Below are 18,496 nucleotides of genomic sequence, written 5' to 3'. Positions count from 1 at the left end.
GGTGATTCAAAAATAACGCATCGACGGGAAATAGTCGAGACGTTATTTTCTCCAATCACTTGCCGTTTAGAACGGCTTTAAATTCTTTTGTTCTAGGAAACACGAGCCTTTGAGGTGAGTGTACAGATGGTACTCGACTCCGAGAAGGCGAGGCATTGACGACCTAGAACAGCGTTTATCTTCAGTCTGACGCACTCAAAAAATGAGTGCTTTCTTTTTGGTTAACATACTACTTCCTTATTTCAATACTCTTCGTCTAAATCTGCTAACATGTTTTGAATCGCTTCATATTTAAAACCTTTTTGCATTAATCCTTTAATAATCTTACTCTTTTGTTCGTAACCTTTATACTTGCTAAACTTCCGTTCGAATTTCTCATACTGTAGTTTCAGGGCATCCGCTTCTTCTTCATCAGAAACAAACTCTTGCAAGACAGATTCTAACACGTCTTTATTGCCATAATACCCTTTAACCATGACAGTTGTTTGTAATTTCTGTTTCAACTTAACCTGCGATACGTTATGTTGTGTCCGAGCCACCTTATGCAAGACCTTATACAAATGCTCATCATGTAGTTCATCGGTAAAATAAGTGAGGGCTTCTTCAATGTCATTTTCAGCAATCCCTTTTTGGCGCAGCTCTCTAATAATTAACTGCGGTCCTTTTAAGGTTGTATTAACCATCGTCCGACAAAACATTTTTGCAAAGGCATTATCATCGACAAACTTGTTCGAGCGTAAATATACTAAGGCTGCATCAATCGCATCTTCTTCATACTCTTTCTTTTGTAAATCAGCAATGATTTCTTTTTCTGATCGCATCCTCACCGCTAGGTAGACCAAGGCACGGTTAATCGCCTTCCGATGCGTTTCTTCATCGGTCATTTCTGCCAACAAGTCATCATCAACTTCCATGCCTTTACGCAATCCTAACTTCGTCAAAACAGCCATATCAACGCCACAGCTGAATTCATCATTGATATATATATTAAAACGTTCCTCATTTTTCTTCTGTACTTCAATCTTTGTGATTTTCTTCAAGTCACTCTTCCTTCCTTTTGCTCGTTGATAAGCTAAACTAGAGTTATCAACCGAGGAGGTTTTGGGATGAATATACTTATTAGCGGTGGAACCGGCTTAATCGGTTCACACTTAACGGCAGCACTCATTGCCGAGCAACATCATGTTTACATTTTAACGAGATCACCGACTAACAAATCCTCAACCTATCTTCATTTTATCACATGGTGTCCACCCTCAGCTAACGTAATCAGCTATACTGTCGAGCAGTTACAGTTGAAATTTGACGTGATTTATAATTTAGCAGGCGCCCCGATTGGGCCTCGACGATGGACGACGCAAGCAAAAGCTGAAATAACGGCGAGTCGTCTCGATAGCACACGTGCTCTCGTTTTGTTTGTCCAACAGCTTACAGTCAAACCTGATGTCTGGATTAACGCTAGTGCTATCGGCTTTTATCCAGCGGATGATACCCCCTATTACGACTCACAGAGCTATTCACCTGACGATTCGTTTTTAAGCACAGTGGTTCAACAGTGGGAAGCTAGTGCAGCTGCAGTCGCTCAACTAGGTGTGAGAGTCGTTTATTGCCGCTTCGCCTTAATTCTCGCCCCTAAAGGAGGAGCCTTTGCGCCACTGCGACTGATTACTAAATTGGGCCTCAGTGGCAAAATCGCCTCTGGTGAACAGTGGTATTCTTGGATTCATCTCGCAGACTGTGTTGCAGCCTTACTATTTATCATTAAACAACCACAATTGGATGGTGTCGTTCATCTGAGTGCCCCTCATCCTGTTCGACAAGCTGACTTTGCCAAACAATTAGCAACAACACTTCACCGACCGTGCTTTTTTCCGTTACCACGCTTCATGCTACACACACTTTTAGGTGATTCAGCTGTTTTAATCACCGAGGGCCAATGTGTAATCCCCACTAAATTGACAGACGCTGGCTTCACTTTTAACTATCCCTTTTTAAAAGAGGCCTTAACAATGTTAGTTCAAACAAAGAGAGGCATCCGCTAATACACGGATACCTCTCTTACTGTTTATGTACTTTATTTTCGTTCTTTTTTCTTCTCCTGTAGGCTCGTCTTGAGCCAACCAACTACCGCTGGTAAAATCGAGATAAAAATAATCGCCAAGATGACTACGGAGAAGTTCTCACTCACAAAGGGGATATTGCCAAAAAAGAAACCAATAATTACAAAGAGGAATACCCACAAAACGGCACCAATGACATTGTACATTAAAAACTGACGATAACGCATCCGTGAAGCACCCGCAATAAAGGGTGCAAAGGTTCGAATAAATGGCATAAAACGTGCAAAGACAATCGTCTTGCCCCCGTGTTTATCAAAGAAGGCTGTTGCTACCGCAATTCGTTCTTCACTAATAACCTTACCTAACCAGCTGTTTTTCGGAATCGATGTCCCGATTAACTTACCGATTTCGTAGTTGACCGAATCACCAATAATACTAGCTGCTAAAAAGATGATCAACAACCATTTTAAATCAAACGAGCCCATTGCAGCTAATGCGCCACTAGCAAAAAGCAACGAATCTCCCGGTAAAAAGGGGAAAATAACTAAGCCGGTTTCAACGAAGACGATGGCGAACAAAATACCATACGACCAGCCACCGAACATTTGGATAATCTCTACTAAATGTGTATCGATATGGATTATGAAACTAATGATACTCTGTATAATTGTCATTCAATCGCTCTCTTTCCTACTTTTACTTACCCTTAAATAATAGCATACCCTCGAGGGATAAATAAAGTTATAAGCTAGGATTTAAGAACGATCGCTTACTTCAGAAGAGTCCTCGCTCACTGTTACATCATCATACTGAATATCTTGTGGCGCTAACAAGCGTCGTTTGCTTATTAATAACATTAGTTGAATCATCGTAAAGGCAATTGAACTACTTTTACGAAAGGCAATATAACGTGGGCGCCAGTCATAAACAAATTTATTTTTATAATTACGCAACCCTTGAAATCCGTAGAAGTCTTGACTGAAGCGATAAATAAACCCGGCAATTCGTTCACTGACAAACGCATAGCGACTTGCACCGACGTTTGAGAGCGGTGACATCCCGAGGTTGAATTCTTGATAACCATTCGCTTGCGACCATTGGTATAAATTGACGAACAAGAAATCCATAATACCTGATGGTGCCTCTTCTGAATGGCGCATCAAATCAATCGAAGATAATGTGGTTGTATGTGAAGGCATCATCGTCGCGAAAGCGACAATACGCCCATTTTCATTTTTAACGACTGCAACCGGCGCCGCTTCGATATAACTTGCATCAAAGAAACCAAGCGAAAAGCCTTTTTCTTTGCGGTTACCTAACCAATTATCAGATACCGCTTTTAACTCCGCCATCAATTCCGCCGTAAATGGCGGCTGGATCATTTCAAAGACAAATTCCTCACGTTCAACTTTATTGATAGCAGCCCGCAAGCCTTTTTTTCTTTTTACCTGTTAAGGTGAAGTTTTCCACATCGACATAGCCTTGTTCGCCAATTTTCATGAAGTCAAATCCATGTTCATGCAACATCGCAATCATTGCCTCATCAATCTCATAAAAGACTGGACGGTAGCCAAACTGATTGGCCCGAACCATTAGTTCTTCTACTGCCGTCTGCGTGTAGCTGAGATCGCCAATCGGATTCCCCATAATGACCATCTTATCGGCATATGTACGGTAGATAAACATCAGTTTATCGTCACTTGACCAAAAGATATGTTTATCTCTTAAATGAACCAAATGCGAAATATCATTCCCACCATAGGTTGCAAAGTGCTTCTCGATTTTCGTTTTATTATAGGGTGAACCTAATGTTTCGGTTGTATAAGTCGTATACACATAAAGCAACGCCAAGATAAGACCAGCAATTAAAATTCCCATGATACCTAAAAACCAAATTTCTTGCGATTTAACAACCATCCAGTCGGGGACAACGTGAGGTTTTCGGAGTGATGGACGATTATAAATACCAATCCAGAGATAAACAAAAATGGCGACACTAAAAATAAAGGTATCAATTAACGCTCGACTCCACGTATAGACAAATTTAACACGATAAAACTCCTTGCGTGCTAATACTAAACAAAGTAATACTACTCCTAAAATAAGCGTTTGTTTAAGCGAAACACCTCGTAAGATAGTATTTAAAATCGCACAGGCAAGGACTATTACGGTCACTAGGTACATTTTTTTTTGTTTTACGCTCAATCCCTCGTCCGAGACCAATTAAGATAAAGCCATATGTAACAGCCGTCAGCTGAGATAAAAAGATAAAACCAAAACTTTTTGCGTCATGGACCAGTTTAAAATGGTTTCCGACATTTGGCGCGGCAGCAGTTAAAATGAGCAATATACCTGCTAAATAAACGAAACAAACCAGTGTAATATGAGCGACTTTTCGGATTGCTAGCGCCGGAATGCCTTCTAAAAACAAATTCAACTTGCGCACGCCATGACTCATTAAAATAAAGACTGATAAGAAAAATGGAACAAAATAATACGCAATCCGGTAAAACAACACCCATGCAATCGCAAGTTCACTATTAATTCCGAGTGCACTCATTCCAAGCAACATCACTAAGTCAAACGATCCTAAAGCACCGGGAATCAATGAAACAATTCCGACTATCGATGCGATAATAAAGACCGGGAATAGTTTAATGACATTCACCGGTTCATTTAACAACCAGCCAATCACGACAAACGCACAGCCTGAGGCGAGCCATTCCATCGTTGAAGCAAACACGAGTACACCTTTCTTCTTCGGCGTCAAATCTGTAAAGAACGTGTACTTTTTACTGTTCGTCAAAAACCACAGAACAGGTAAATAAAGCGAGCACGCCACTAGCCATGGCCAGTACTTATGAACATGTTGTGTATAACTAGGAACCATGAAAAACAATAAGATGACAACAGCTAAGACTGATAGGCCAGATAATAAGAATAAGCCAATTTTAGATAAGGCATACAGTAAATCTTTCTTTTTAACCTCTTCATTACCGTAGTACAACATTCGTATTGAAGCGCCAACTACCCCACCCATACCACCAATATTGGCAAAGGTATTGGCAATAAACCCAGCTTGTACAATTTGCATTTTTGAATATTTACGCGGTAATAATGTAACAAGTACAAAATCATACAATAACATCGGGAGCAAGGCGATAACACCGACCAATAACACTAAACCGATTGTTTGCGGCGTTTGTTCGACCATATGTGCTTTCAACAGCGGATAATTGATGTTGCGCCCTTCAGACACTAACACAAAAGTTAAAACAGCCACAATCAAACCAATGAAAACAAATTTAACAGTCCGACTATTTGTTTTTAAAAACTGTAATATGCGTTTAAACAGTACTTTCATAGTATAAAACCCCTAACATGACATAATATCTCCATTCTAACTGTTTTGGTTATAAATTACTACCTCAACACTACTTACATTGTTGTCACGTTAGTCAAATGAGTCCAAAAAAAACAAGTCGCCTTTAGACGACTTGTTTCACATTGTAGACAAAATCCAAACAGACTTCATTTTCTTTCGCATTTTATTACAGTGCGTTTGTTTACGAGATGATAAGACTGAATAGTTATTTTCATGCAATTAAGCTTCGATAGTTCCTTCTAAACGGTAATTTTTTGTTCGTTTCAAATGTAAGACTCCGATTAAAAGGGCATTGAATGCAAGGATAAAGAGTGTCATAACAACGAGTGTTTGACCCACTACACCGTTTGATAAACCGTCTGTTAACGCCTGACGGTAACCATTGACTGCATATGTCATTGGCAAAGCTGTATGCAAGACTTGGAAGAAACCATTCGTTAATTGTAATGGGAAGGTTCCGGCACTTGCACCTAATTGTAAGACAAGTAAAATCATTGCCATGAAACGACCTGGGTTACCAAAGGTAATCGCTAAGAACGATACAATCGACATGTAGGCAAGTGATGTAAAGAGTGATACAAGCACAAATTGTCCCATATGTTCCACCTCTAAACCGAGCCCTAACACCATAATAACATCTAATAAGAGCGCTTGGACAATCGCATGCGCAATCATCACGCTGAATTTACTAAACCACCATGACAGTGCTGATTTCGGATAAGAGACAGGTACCTCAATCGGGAAAATAACATTAAAGGTTAATGAGCCTACAAATAAGGCTAAGGCCATTACATAAGGTGCTAAACCATGACCATAGTTAGGTACTTTACTTAATTCTGTTTTGTTTAAATCAGTTGGTTTTGCCACCATTTTTGCATTGGCTGTTTTCAAGTTCGTATCTGCTACTTTATTTGAGGCTTCACCTAAAGTGTCACCTAATTTAACAGTACCGCTTGCTACCTGAGTTAAACCATCTGTTAATTTATTAGAGCCTTCTGCTAATTTAGTTGAACCGTCATGCAGTTGGCTTGCACCATCATTTAATTGTCCGACACCACTAGCTAAAGCAGGTGTTTTAGCTGCCAATTGTTGTGTGCCGTCTGCTAGTTGAGACGCACCCGCTTGGAGTTGACCTGAATTAGCAGCAAGTTCAGCTGCACCATTATGTAAAGTAGTAACACCCTCACCTAAGGTTGCCACCCCATTTGTATAAGTTGTTAGGCCACTATTAAGCGTTTCTGAACCGGTTGAAGCACTGTTGAGTCCCGTTGCAAGTTGTGAAACACCTTCATTAGCTTGAGAGGATCCATTTGCTAATTTCGCACTTGCAGCTGCTGCTGTATTAATTGCATCTGTTAATGTTGGAGCGCTTGCTTGTACTTTTTTCGCTCCTGTGACTAACGCTTCACTACCTGTTTGAGCCTCATTAAGGCCCGCGATTAATTGTTCTGATCCTGGTGCAAGTTGGTCAATCCCGGTTTGAAGTTGAGCTACGCCAGTCTTCAGAGCAGTCACTTTTTCAGTTAAACCAGCATCACCAATCGCCTGTAAAGCTGTCGCCACATTTGTAAGACTTTCTTTAGCACTTGCTAATGCTGCGCCTTGTTGTTGTGCTTTGGATCCGACTGCTCCTTGTAAAGCCGTCATCAATTCGGTTTGTTGTGCGGGTGTTAATGCTTTGAAGGCGGCTGTCTGCTGCACCGCTTTCACTTCAGCTGAGTCAGCTGGCGCTTGTACGCTGCTAGCAATTGTTTGCATGCTTGTACCAACAGTGGTTAACTCTGACTCAATCGCTGCCGTATCAATCGCCGGTAAATCACCAGCCAAACCATCACTTAATTGACTGATACCGGCTTGTAATTGTTTCACACCACTTACTAAGTCTCCACCTTTATCACTCAGCGTCGTTAAACCGGCAGTTAAACTCGTTTGACCGTCTACGAGTTGATCGATGCCCGCTGTTAAGGCTGGTGCTTTTGTTGCTAACTCATTTAAACCAGTGCTTAATTGCTGATTCCCATCAGCAACAGCGCTCACACCTGTTTGTAGTGTTGAACTACCCGCTTGCAATTGACCTAATCCGTTTGCTAGGCTGTTGGCTCCCGTTGTTAATTGGCTGAATTACTTGTGAGCTGATTCGCGCCACTTGCCAGCTGTGTCGAACCTTCAGCCAGTTGACCGACGCCATTTGTATAGGTTGATACACCTGTTGTTAATGCTGTTGCACCTGTATTCAATTGGTTTACACCTGTTTGTAAGGCTTCTACCCCCACAACCAATTGTTCGCTACCTGATTGAAACGTTAAGGTACTATCTGACATTTTTTTTGAGGTTTTCGGCAATTGTTTCATTACCGGTTTTGACTGTGTTAGTCCCTTTGGTCAATTTACTAGAGGCGTCAGCTGCCTCACCAAAGCCATCACCCATTTTAGTGATTTGTGCAAATAAGGCTTGACTGTACTGTTCCGTTACTGTTTGTGAAATCGTTTGATTAATTGTTGTCGCCCCTTGAGTGGCGATTAAGTCCCCTGTCATAATTTTACCCGGGTTCGTAGCATAATTTAACTGCATTTTTTGCGGTTCATCATCTAATAGTGTCGCTGCATTTTTCGAGAAATCTGTTGGAATAGTGATAACCATGTAGTAGTCACCTGTTTTAAGTTGTTCATTCGCTTTGGTCTCATTTTTAACGAATTGCCAATCAAAGGTGTCATTTTCTTTCAGGTTATCAACCAATTGTTCTCCGACATTTAATTTTTCGCCGTCCATTTCAACCGCTTGATCGTGATTGATGACCGCGACTTTGAAATTTTCAGTCTTGCCATACGGATCCCAAATCGATCCTAAAAAAGTGCCTGCATACATTATCGGGATAAAAAGTAACACAATCACCGAAATTAATAAGGTACGATTACTTGCTAAAGTTTTCCATTGTTGTTTCCACATACACCTATTCCCCCATTTACTTACTACTTATATTTTGGTCCCTGTTGGTCCAATCGACTTGTGGTATGTCTGTGACACCTAATATATTAGTTAAAAACGGTCCAGCAATAATACCTTTTAAAAACCGTTCTATGCCCGCATCCATTTGTAAAAACACTTTTTCCAGTGCTTGCAAGCCATCTTCGGCATACATGCCACCACTAAATGCTTGTAACAGCATATCATCTTCATCACTGAATGTTTGCACTGGGCCGCATACCGCATAATAAATGTCATACAAGGTCATTTCATCAATTGATTTGGCAATCATATAACCACCGTTATTGCCTGAAACCGATTTAATTAAATCTGCCACAACTAATTTACGCATAATCTTCTTCAAATAAGCCTGTGACATTTGCAATCGCTCACTAATATCTTGTGATTTCAGCGACTTATCGGCCGTTTGCGTCGCAAGTAACACCATGATACAAATCGCTTGCTTCATACTCTTAGAAAACTTCATTTGTTCTCCACCTCACTATAGCGCTTTTCATTGTCCTTTAGGGTCTTTTGTTGTCCCTAATACAATATAGTACTTTCTCTCAAAAAAGGCAAGTCTTTTGGCAAAAAAAATTCTAATTTTCGTTAATATAGATAGAATGGTGGCAGTCTGAGCTCGCAGTGCTATAATAGATAGTGAGGTATTTAATGAGCGAACTGTTATTTACAACTAATCAATGATAAAGGAGTACAGCTATATGACAAAGTTAGAACTGACCGAATACTTGGAAGCGAATTTATCGGCACATACGATTTTCATCGAGAATGCCTTTGCCTACCAAGAGGCCAAAAACAAACGTCGTCCGAACAAGAAAAGATGGACGGAAGAAAAAATGATGCGAGCCACAAATAAAATGTGGCTCGACTTTGTTGGAAACGTGTTTGAAAAACTAAAACTCGAAGTCCGTAAAGACACGAGCGTATCTTCATGGGAAGATTTCATCGCTAAATACGAGATGTTAGATTCGCTTGATGAAGCCATCATCTCGATTGAATTCGAATAAAAAAAGTCGTACTAACCACTTACACTGTGGTCGGTACGACTTTTTTTGTCTTTTTTCACTATAAACTGAACGAACAAACCGCCTCTACATGAGCAGTTTGCGGAAACATATCCACTGGTTGCACCTCATTGAGGGTATAACCACCATCAACGAGCACGCGTGCATCACGTGCTAAGGTGGCTGGATTACATGAAACATACACAATTCGTTTTGGTTTCATCTTTAGAAGTGTATTTAATAATTTCTCATCGCAGCCTTTACGGGGCGGATCGACACAAATAACGTCGGCTGTAACACCTTGTTTATACCAGTTCGGAATGACAACTTCGGCAGGACCTGCTTCGAAGGTTGTATTCGTTAAGCCGTTCAACAAGGCATTTTCTTTCGCATCTTCAATTGCTTCTGGCACAATTTCAACACCGTAGACATGTTTGGCACCTTTCGCGAGGCATAATGAAATTGAACCGATACCACAGTATGCATCGATGACATTCTCAGAACCTGTTAAGCCTGCACTTTTAAGTGCTTCGGCATACAACACTTCTGTTTGCTCCGGATTGATTTGATAAAATGACCGTGGTGATATTTTAAATTTAACATCGTGAATCGTATCCTCGATAGTATCTTGTCCATAGAGATGGATTGTTTGGTCTCCGAAGATGACATTTGTCTTCAGTTTATTCACATTTTGATAGACACTGACAATCTCAGGGACAGCAGCCACAATTTCTTCAACAATTAAACGACGACGTGGCATATCGGGTGTCCGTGTAATTAAAACGACCATCAATTCATTCGTACTGCGACCATAACGTAACATCACATGACGTAAGGTACCTTTGTTTGTACGCTCATTGTAAGGAAACACCTCATGCTTCGCTAAGATTGTATTAATAGCTTGCATCGCTGCATCGTTATGCGTGTTTTGAATCAAACATGTCTCAGTGGCAATTAGGTCATGACTACGTTCACGATAAAAGCCAAGACGATTCATACCGTTGACTTCGCCATAAGGGAGCTGTGACTTATTGCGGTAAGCCCAAGGATTGTCCATCCCTTTCGTTGGTAAAACAGTGACATCTGCAAAATGTCCTAATCGTTGAAAAACATCAATAACATGTTGTTGTTTGAATTCCTGCTGTCCTTTATATGAGAGATGCTGTAATTGACAACCGCCACATTGCGCATAAACGGCGCACGGTGGCGTAACACGCTCTGGAGACGGTGTAATGATTGCTTGTAAACGTCCAAAACCATAGTTCTTCAACGTTTTAGTGATTTTCACTTTAATTGTTTCTCCGGGCAAGGCACTTTTCACAAAAATCGGATAGCCGTTAACTTTACAAACGCCGACACCTTCGTGTGATAAGCTTTCAACGATTAAATCAATTTCTTCGTTTTTATGCACTGGTAGTGCTTGATACATGATACATTCTCTCCTTCATCCAACGGCTAACTCACAGAAGGCGACTGAGTCAGTTTGACCCAATCGCCCGCGTTGGTGCTATTTGGTTGTGCCTCGTTTTTGAATCGTATAAGGTAATGTCACATGCGGTGATGTGAGCTCTTCTTTATTGAGTAATTTCGTTAAAAGTCGCATTGCAACTGCACCGATATCATACAATGGTTGTACGACTGTTGTCAATTGTGGCCGTGCCATTAACGTGATTTTCGTATTGTTCGAAGTAATAACTTCTAACTCGTTCGGTACACTCACACCCGCGTCTTGTGCCGCGTTTAAAGCACCGATAGCAATTTCATCATCTGAAGCAAAAATCGCCTCAACTTTCGTTTGTTTATCCGCCAATTGTGCCCATCCTAATGTACCTTGGTTGTAATTGTTGCCGCTCAATTCCACAACAAGATCAGGGTTGACTGTTAGTTTTGCCTCAGTCAATGCCATCACATAGCCATCGTATTTAGCACGCGTATTCGTGTTTTCATGACCATCACTTAAAAAGGCAATGTGTTGATGCCCTTTAGCCAACAACTCAGATACAACGGCGTAAGTTGATTGCTTATAATCAATATTAACACTTGGAATCGTATCCGTTGTGTCCAATACCCCCGCTAATACGATTGGTGTGTGTGAACGCGTTAATTCTTCTTGCACCTTATCCGAAATTTTATTACCCATGTAAACAATACCATCGACTTGCTTACCGAGTAATGTGTTTAACACAACTAATTCTTTTTCAGCATTATTATCTGAATTACTCAAAATAATATTATATTTATACATCGTTGCAATATCTTCAATTCCACGGGCAAGTTCCGCAAAAAACACGTTTGAAATATCTGGAATGATGACACCGACAGTCGTTGTTTTTTTTACTTGCTAACCCTCGTGCAACCGCATTTGGGCGGTAGCCTAAACGTTCGATAACATCAAGCACTTTCTTTCTTGTTACTGGTTTAACATTGGGATTGCCATTAACGACACGGGAAACCGTTGCCATTGAGACACTTGCTTCGCGGGCCACATCATAAATTGTAATTGTCATGTAAATTCTCCTTCAGTTGTTTTTATATTTTTTCATCCATGTAGTTTATATTCACTTAAACCTTGAAATGTAAACGTAACCAATATACATTTATAATACTACTAAATGCTATGTTTTGCAAACTTTTTCATAACCTATGATTTATTCTTTGAAAATTAATGAAAACAAAAAAAACTATCTAGTGTAAACTAGACAGTTCCCTCAAATATATCCGTTTGTTACAGAACTAATTATTTTTGCGAAAAGGATTCTAATTCAGACCAGAAAGCATCGAATTCTTCGAAGTTCATTTGTTGGGCTGAGTCGGATAAAGCGACAGCTGGATCTGGATGAACTTCTGCCATCACACCATCTGCACCAACAGCTAAAGCTGCTTTCGCACACGGTAACATAATGTCTTTCCGTCCGGTAGAATGTGTTACATCAACCATTACTGGTAAATGTGTCTCTTGTTTTAAAATCGGTACTGCTGATAAATCAAGCGTATTACGTGTCGCTTTTTCATACGTACGAATACCACGTTCACATAAGATAACATTTGGATTACCTTGTGCAAGTATGTATTCTGCTGCATGAATAAATTCATCAATTGTTGCCGCTAAACCACGTTTTAATAAAACTGGCTTATTCGTTTTACCAACGGCTTTTAACAATTCAAAGTTTTGCATATTACGGGCACCGATTTGAATCACATCGATGTTTTCACAGGCGATTTCAACATCTACTGGTGAAACAATTTCACTGATGACACCTAAGCCGGATTGCTTACGGACAGTGTCTAAAATTTCAAGTCCTTCAACACCTAAGCCTTGGAAATCATAGGGTGATGTACGAGGTTTAAAGGCGCCACCACGCATTAATTGCAACCCTTTACTTTTGATTTTAGTGGCTACTGCTGCCGTCTGTTCTAATGATTCTACCGCACATGGGCCAAAGACAAAGGCAGGTTTGCCATTACCGATCTCAACATCGTTAATTTGGACAATTGTATTTTCTGGTTGGCGCTTACGTGAAACCAATAATTCTTTTTGTTTGCTCTGCTCTTGTTTTTCTAAGCCAACTTTAAAAATTTCTTTGAAGGTATGCTCTAGTTCTTGGTTCGTTAACGGGCCCTCGTTAACTGCTATTAATTTATTTAACATATCTCGTTCACGAATAGGATCGTAGCGATGAACACCTTGTTTACTTTTGACGTTGCCAATTTCAGCAATATACGATTGACGTTTATTGACGGCATCTAAAATTTCTTTGTTTACGATATCAATTTTGGCACGTAGTTCTTCTAATGTTTGGTTGCTCATAATTTAATCCCTCTCATCTCAAATATGTTTTACACTTTTAAGCGTTAAAGCGTGTATGTGTTTTTATAATACCATAATACACAACCTCTGACAACGTTATGTAGTGAATTTCTTCTATTTTATCATAGATCGCAGTTGAATTGTGTAAAAATTCTCACTATTGTTTCTTTCTAAATAAAAAAGGTTAATGACAGTTCGTGTCATTAACCTTAGATTCACCTGTCGTACAGTCCTTATGTAACTCGTTAACTATTTTGTAGCTTCATCCGCAATCTTTTCGACTGCTTTTTTTGCTGTTTTGTTTACTTTTTTTGCTTCTGTAGCGGTTACTTCAGCCACATCGGTTACTTTTGTTGTTGCCTCAGTTGCTTTGTCAGCCAACGCTGTTTTTACTTCATGTGATAAGACTGCGATATCTTCTGTTTTTTCAGCTGCCGTATCGACTGCTGATGACTTGATTTTAACACCGTATTTTTTAGCAGCATCGGTTACTTCAACTGCCTTCGTTTTAACTGTATCTGTTAAACGGGCTGTCTGGTCTTTAATTACACCCGTTTGAACTTTGGCATAATCTGTGAATTCTGCACCTTTTTCTAAAGCTACCTCTTTATAATCGACTGCTTTTTCTTTAATGGTACCAACTTGATCATTAATATCAGAACGTAATTCACGACCGGATTTTGGCGCTAACAAGAGAGCTGCGACGGCACCAACTGCGACACCAATTAAACTACCTAATACAAAATCCTGCGTTGAAAGACCTTTTTTTTTCTGTCATTTTGAAATCCTCCTCGTTAGTTTTCGTTTTGTTGTGCTTTTTTTATGTTCTTTTCGTTTTTTCAACAATTCTCGTACCATTACAAAGGCATTACTGTATGAAACCGTGTTACTAACTTTTTCTTCCGTCATTTTAACGCTATTGGAAACAGTTGATGACATGTTTCTGACAGATGAGTTTAAATCTTGGACTGACACACCAATATCACCGAGCGCATCAAAAACAGGATCAATTTTAGCCACCTTACCATTAACATCTTCAACCAAAGTGTTTACCTTGTTTAAAATGAGTTCCGTTTCAGTTGTAATCCCTGTTACTTGTGTATCTAACGTTCCCATTGTTTTGGTTACTGCATCCATTGTTTTTGCCATCGCGTTTAAGGTTTTCGCTAAAAAGATGGCGCCAATCAATAATGCTACTGCTGCAACCATTGCAGCCCAATATAAAATCGCAATCATGTGTACACCTTCCTTTTATGCTTATTTTCAAGATGAAACAAATGCTACTATTACTATTAATATGAAGTTTTAACCTCATTCAACAAAATAGCAGTACGTTCATACATTTATTTTAACAATAAAACAAAAAAATTCCTACTTATTTAACCGAAAACCGCTAAACTTGTTCTTTTCAAGCTTAATTTTGCTTGATTGCCATCTAGGATTGAGTAATCGCGCTGATTGCGTTAAAATGAGAGTGCATCATAATCTAAGGGGGAATTATAACATGAGAGACTCACGACTAGACACATTGGCTCATAATTTGATTAATTATTCAATTAATTTACAAGCAGGCGAAAAAGTATTAATTGAAAATTTCGGCATCCAACGCGAGTTTGTAAAAGCGTTAGTAAAAGAAGCGTATGCCGTAGGTGGACAACCATTTGTATCCTTAAAAGATAATCAAATTGAACGCGAGCTCTTGCTCGGTGCGTCATTACCACAATTTAAATTACAGGCCGACTTTGAAACAAAGGTCATGAAAGAAATGGATGCCTACATCGGCTTACGTGCATTCGATAACATCAATGCAAAAGCAGACGTACCAGCAGAGAAAAACACAATTCACAGTCAAACGGTTGGAAGTATGCACAGCAACGTACGTGTAAAAGAAACGAAATGGGTAGTATTACGTTATCCAAACCAAGCGATGGCACAGTTAGCTGGCAGTAGCTTAGAATCGTTTGAGGACTTCTACTTTAACGTCTGTAACTTGGATTACAGCAAGATGGATGAAGCGATGAAACCATTACAACAGTTGATGGATAAAACGGATCGTGTGCGGATCGTCGGCCCTGGTACTGACCTTAGCTTCTCGATTAAAGCTATTCCTTCGATTCGCTGTTCGGGTCAAAACAATATTCCTGACGGTGAGGTTTATACGGCTCCTGTACGCGACTCTGTCAACGGTGTGCTCACTCACAATACGCCATCACCTTATAACGGAACGACCTTTGAAAACGTCTCACTCACATTTAAGGATGGTAAAATTATTGACGCAACTTGTTCAAACGAACCCGCTAAATTAAATGCTATCTTAGATACAGATGAAGGCGCCCGTTACATCGGTGAATTTGCAATTGGCGTTAACCCTTACATTGCTGAGCCAATGCAAGATATTTTATTCGATGAAAAAATCCGCGGCAGTTTCCACTTTACACCAGGTCAATGTTACGATGAAGCATACAACGGTAACCAATCGGGCATTCACTGGGATATGGTAAATATTCAACGTGCTGATTACGGTGGTGGTCAAATCTACTTTGATGATGTCCTTATTCGTAACGATGGTTTATTCGTTCTTCCTGAGTTAGAAGCCTTAAACCCTGAAAATTTACAATAGATTGATATAAACCTCAAAAAAGACAGCGACTATTTGGTCGCTGTCTTTTTTATTCCTTTTTCTGAAGTTTTCCTTGGACGACATAACGGCCTTTTTCGTAATCAAAGCCGGTGTCACACGTTGATAAAGTAATGATATGATCCTCATCAGTTACTTTCACGTTTGTCTCGTAGAGCGAGCGTTTTTTTTACGTCTTGTAAATATTGAGCAAAGGCTGCTGGTTTTGTAAAGTCAGTATCGATGTAATAAAAATCGGTGGTCGTTTCATAAACTGTAAACACTTCAACGCGATAGCTTGCCTCAGGAGTATCATAGTCAAAGGTTGGATGCTGTTTAAAAAAAGCCGCATCGGTATATTTTTGTAAATCGGCAAACATCGAACCATCTTTCATATTATGCCCATAAAGAATGGTATGTTTCGGTGTCACCTCTGTGTTGCGATAATCTTTAAAAATGCTCCCAGCTCTCGCCTGTTCACCTTGATAATTGGTTTTTAAGTACGTGTCGTTATCAGCTGCTTGTAAGACGGGATAATTAATCGCAGTACCCGCAATTGTCAGCCATGCGGTTATATCCGGATTAATTTTATGCAACTCAGCAAAGGCACTCGTATTCCCTAGCTCACTCGGTTGATTGGCTTCTTGATAGACTGACTGTACCTCATCCAATACTTTTAAATTATGTTTATTTTCAAGGTAAATACTAATAAATTGATAGCTTGCAAACACTAATACAACAATCAATACACCATTGATTATTTTCCGTTTCATCGCGTCACTCCTCTAACGAATGATTTGTTGGCGCCACATTAAGGCGATTAAAAAGGGACCGCCAATGACCATCATCATAATTCCGGCCGCAATTTCAACATTAGGCACAAGACTACGTCCTAACGTATCTGCGACCAGTAATAAGAAAGCTCCTAATATCATTACAAATGGCAGTAGTTTTCGATGGTCGTTTGTTTTCAATAAAGAGCGGGCAATATGCGGTACAAGTAGTCCGATAAAGGCAATCACACCAACAATGGCAGTCGCGCTCGCCGCTAATAAAACAGCAACCGTTGCAATCAGCAATCGTTTTCGTTTCAATGAGACGCCTAACCCAATCAACACCTCATCTTTTAACGCCAGTAAATTGCATGAACGTGTTAAAAACAGGGCTGCGATTAATCCTAGTCCACCATATAATACGAGGGATTCGACATCTGACCACTTTTTCATACCAAAACTGACGGTGGCTTGCGAAGTCAGTTGCGGATTGAGTCCTTGGACAAAATCGCCTAAGCCTGTGAACACAGCATTGATTGCAACACCAATAATAATTAAAGACAGCGGATTTAATTTCGCACGTGCACTAAAAAGAAAGACGAGGAAACAAGCTAAGGCGCCACCCACAAAACTCACCATTGTTGTCCAATAAAACAGCTGTGGTACCAACACAACGACACAGACTTGCATCAAGTGCGCACCAGCTGAAATACCAATCACGCCCGCGTCTGCTAACGGGTTACGCATAATTGCTTGTAACAATAAGCCACATACCGATAGGGCTGCGCCCGCAACCAATGCCAAAATAATTCGGGGGAGGCGGAGGTCTTTTACAATCGCAACCTTTTCATTGCTTGCCTTAAAAAAATCGGTCACTAATTCAGCGAGCGATACCTTTATACTTCCTGTCATTAACGCCCAAATGAGCACCGCTAGTATCGCGATTGTCAATAGTGTATACATCAAAATCGTTCTATTTTTCATATAAGTAGGCCACCGTTTGATCGAGTGCTTCAGGCATATTAAGGGCACCTGTCATTCCAAATAACGTTTCGTCAAGGTCATACACTCGCTTAGTTTTAACGGCATTAAAGTGTTGCCAAATATCATTCGTTTTGAATTCCTCATCAAACATCTCAATCACTTCTTTTGGCATGCCGTGCGAAGCGCGTAAAATGATATCGGGATTACTCTGTTGTAAAAATTCAGTATTCGACGCTAAATACTCTTGTTTTTGATCTTGAATGACGTTTTCGCCACCAGCTAATTTGACGAGGTCGCCGATGTACGAATGTTCTGTTGCAACTAAATAGCTGCCAGGAATACCCATTAAAATCAAAACCTTAGGTTTCTTTTTATCCGCAACGGCCTTTGCAACGGCAGCTGTTTTATCCGTTAATGTTTTATTTAAGGCTGTTGCTTCTCGCTCACGATCTAGTGTTTGGCCGAGTTTTTTGATTTCAGCTTGCATTGCTGCCACTGTTCTGAAATCAAGGAAATCAACTGTTACACCGGCTTGTTTAAAGCCATCACTCAGATCGCCGGCTAAGGTTTTAGTTCCCAGTACCAAATCGGGTTTCAATGAACGGATAATTTCTAAATCCGGACTCATCGGTGAGCCTGTTTTAGTCACCTCTTGATAACGCGACGGCAACTTTTTGTCAGATGTCGGAATTCCGACGAGCTCATAATTTAGTTTGGCCATGATTTCTGTTGCTGCAACAGTTGTTGACACCACACGTTTACTGTCTGATACCATTTTGGCTGTACTCGTTTCTTCTTTTGCGCACCCACTTACTAACACTAACATTAATAGAACAATACCTAGTTGTTTTATTTTTTTCATAAGTCACCTCTTATTTAA

The 18,496-nt window shown here is 40.1% G+C and carries 14 protein-coding genes and 5 pseudogenes; 3 read left to right on the top strand and 16 right to left on the bottom strand.

Annotated elements, in window-relative coordinates; genetic code table 11:
- Window positions 1-242: 242 nt before the first annotated feature.
- Window positions 243-1,040 (bottom strand): recombination regulator RecX, encoded by a 798-nt coding sequence (gene recX, locus BCAMP_RS11015; protein ID WP_035315624.1) that lies wholly within the window; start codon window positions 1,038-1,040, stop codon window positions 243-245.
- 66 nt (window positions 1,041-1,106) lie between these two features.
- Between recX and BCAMP_RS11010 the strand changes: the two genes are divergently transcribed.
- Window positions 1,107-2,042, top strand: a complete 936-nt coding sequence (locus BCAMP_RS11010) for a TIGR01777 family oxidoreductase (RefSeq protein ID WP_035315623.1) — start codon at window positions 1,107-1,109, stop codon at window positions 2,040-2,042.
- Window positions 2,043-2,074: 32 nt separating this feature from the next.
- On the opposite strand, the gene BCAMP_RS11005 is transcribed toward BCAMP_RS11010, so the two are convergent.
- The 7 genes and pseudogenes from BCAMP_RS11005 to BCAMP_RS10980 form a co-directional block, all read right to left on the bottom strand.
- Entirely contained in the window at window positions 2,075-2,734 is a 660-nt protein-coding gene (locus BCAMP_RS11005) for a DedA family protein (RefSeq protein WP_035315622.1), read from the bottom strand.
- Window positions 2,735-2,815: 81 nt separating this feature from the next.
- Window positions 2,816-5,424, bottom strand: a pseudogene (gene mprF / locus BCAMP_RS15130) (bifunctional lysylphosphatidylglycerol flippase/synthetase MprF).
- Window positions 5,425-5,664: 240 nt separating this feature from the next.
- Window positions 5,665-7,092 carry a YhgE/Pip domain-containing protein gene (locus BCAMP_RS10995; protein ID WP_269479297.1) on the bottom strand — a complete coding sequence of 476 codons (1,428 nt, stop codon included), beginning with the start codon at window positions 7,090-7,092 and terminating at the stop codon, window positions 5,665-5,667.
- 297 nt (window positions 7,093-7,389) lie between these two features.
- Window positions 7,390-7,533 (bottom strand): annotated as a pseudogene (locus BCAMP_RS14820) (hypothetical protein); the annotation flags it as partial.
- A gap of 20 nt (window positions 7,534-7,553) precedes the next feature.
- Window positions 7,554-7,766, bottom strand: coding sequence for a hypothetical protein (locus BCAMP_RS10990; protein WP_198015779.1), 213 nt, complete (start codon window positions 7,764-7,766; stop codon window positions 7,554-7,556).
- A complete protein-coding gene (locus tag BCAMP_RS10985; RefSeq protein WP_035315619.1) occupies window positions 7,756-8,391 on the bottom strand; it encodes a YhgE/Pip domain-containing protein in 636 nt (211 codons plus the stop codon). Before BCAMP_RS10985 ends, BCAMP_RS10990 begins: the two co-directional genes overlap by 11 nt.
- A gap of 16 nt (window positions 8,392-8,407) precedes the next feature.
- Window positions 8,408-8,896: an RrF2 family transcriptional regulator gene (locus BCAMP_RS10980; RefSeq protein WP_035315618.1), complete on the bottom strand. Its 489-nt coding sequence runs from the start codon at window positions 8,894-8,896 to the stop codon at window positions 8,408-8,410.
- Between the two features lie 235 nt (window positions 8,897-9,131).
- Here BCAMP_RS10980 and BCAMP_RS10975 point away from each other — a divergent pair, with 235 nt between their 5' ends.
- Window positions 9,132-9,437 (top strand): hypothetical protein, encoded by a 306-nt coding sequence (locus BCAMP_RS10975; RefSeq protein ID WP_035315617.1) that lies wholly within the window; start codon window positions 9,132-9,134, stop codon window positions 9,435-9,437.
- Window positions 9,438-9,495: 58 nt separating this feature from the next.
- Here the strand turns inward: BCAMP_RS10975 and rlmD are convergent, their stop codons facing one another.
- The 5 genes and pseudogenes from rlmD to BCAMP_RS10950 form a co-directional block, all read right to left on the bottom strand.
- Window positions 9,496-10,863, bottom strand: a complete 1,368-nt coding sequence (gene rlmD / locus BCAMP_RS10970) for a 23S rRNA (uracil(1939)-C(5))-methyltransferase RlmD (protein ID WP_035315616.1) — start codon at window positions 10,861-10,863, stop codon at window positions 9,496-9,498.
- A gap of 78 nt (window positions 10,864-10,941) precedes the next feature.
- Window positions 10,942-11,941: pseudogene (ccpA, locus tag BCAMP_RS10965) on the bottom strand (catabolite control protein A).
- Window positions 11,942-12,171: 230 nt separating this feature from the next.
- A complete protein-coding gene (locus BCAMP_RS10960) occupies window positions 12,172-13,242 on the bottom strand; it encodes a bifunctional 3-deoxy-7-phosphoheptulonate synthase/chorismate mutase (RefSeq protein ID WP_035315615.1) in 1,071 nt (356 codons plus the stop codon).
- Between the two features lie 249 nt (window positions 13,243-13,491).
- A pseudogene (locus BCAMP_RS10955) lies at window positions 13,492-13,971 on the bottom strand (YtxH domain-containing protein); the annotation flags it as partial.
- Window positions 13,972-14,016: 45 nt separating this feature from the next.
- Window positions 14,017-14,478, bottom strand: coding sequence for a DUF948 domain-containing protein (locus BCAMP_RS10950; protein WP_051457059.1), 462 nt, complete (start codon window positions 14,476-14,478; stop codon window positions 14,017-14,019).
- A gap of 268 nt (window positions 14,479-14,746) precedes the next feature.
- On the opposite strand from BCAMP_RS10950, the gene BCAMP_RS10945 reads away from it, so the two are divergent.
- Complete coding sequence (locus BCAMP_RS10945; protein WP_035315614.1) at window positions 14,747-15,862, top strand: aminopeptidase; 1,116 nt, start codon at window positions 14,747-14,749, stop codon at window positions 15,860-15,862.
- Between the two features lie 49 nt (window positions 15,863-15,911).
- Here the strand turns inward: BCAMP_RS10945 and srtB are convergent.
- The 3 genes and pseudogenes from srtB to isdE all read right to left on the bottom strand — a co-directional run bounded on the left by srtB (window position 15,912) and on the right by isdE (window position 18,478).
- A pseudogene (gene srtB, locus BCAMP_RS10940) lies at window positions 15,912-16,632 on the bottom strand (class B sortase).
- 12 nt (window positions 16,633-16,644) lie between these two features.
- Entirely contained in the window at window positions 16,645-17,616 is a 972-nt protein-coding gene (locus BCAMP_RS10935) for a FecCD family ABC transporter permease (protein ID WP_035315613.1), read from the bottom strand.
- Entirely contained in the window at window positions 17,606-18,478 is an 873-nt protein-coding gene (gene isdE, locus BCAMP_RS10930) for a heme ABC transporter substrate-binding protein IsdE (RefSeq protein WP_035315612.1), read from the bottom strand. The genes BCAMP_RS10935 and isdE overlap by 11 nt, the downstream gene beginning before the upstream one ends.
- Window positions 18,479-18,496: the final 18 nt, after the last annotated feature.

The organism is Brochothrix campestris FSL F6-1037 (genome assembly GCF_000525915.1).
GTDB lineage: Bacteria > Bacillota > Bacilli > Lactobacillales > Listeriaceae > Brochothrix > Brochothrix campestris.
This window is presented reverse-complemented; position numbering and strand designations above follow the sequence as displayed.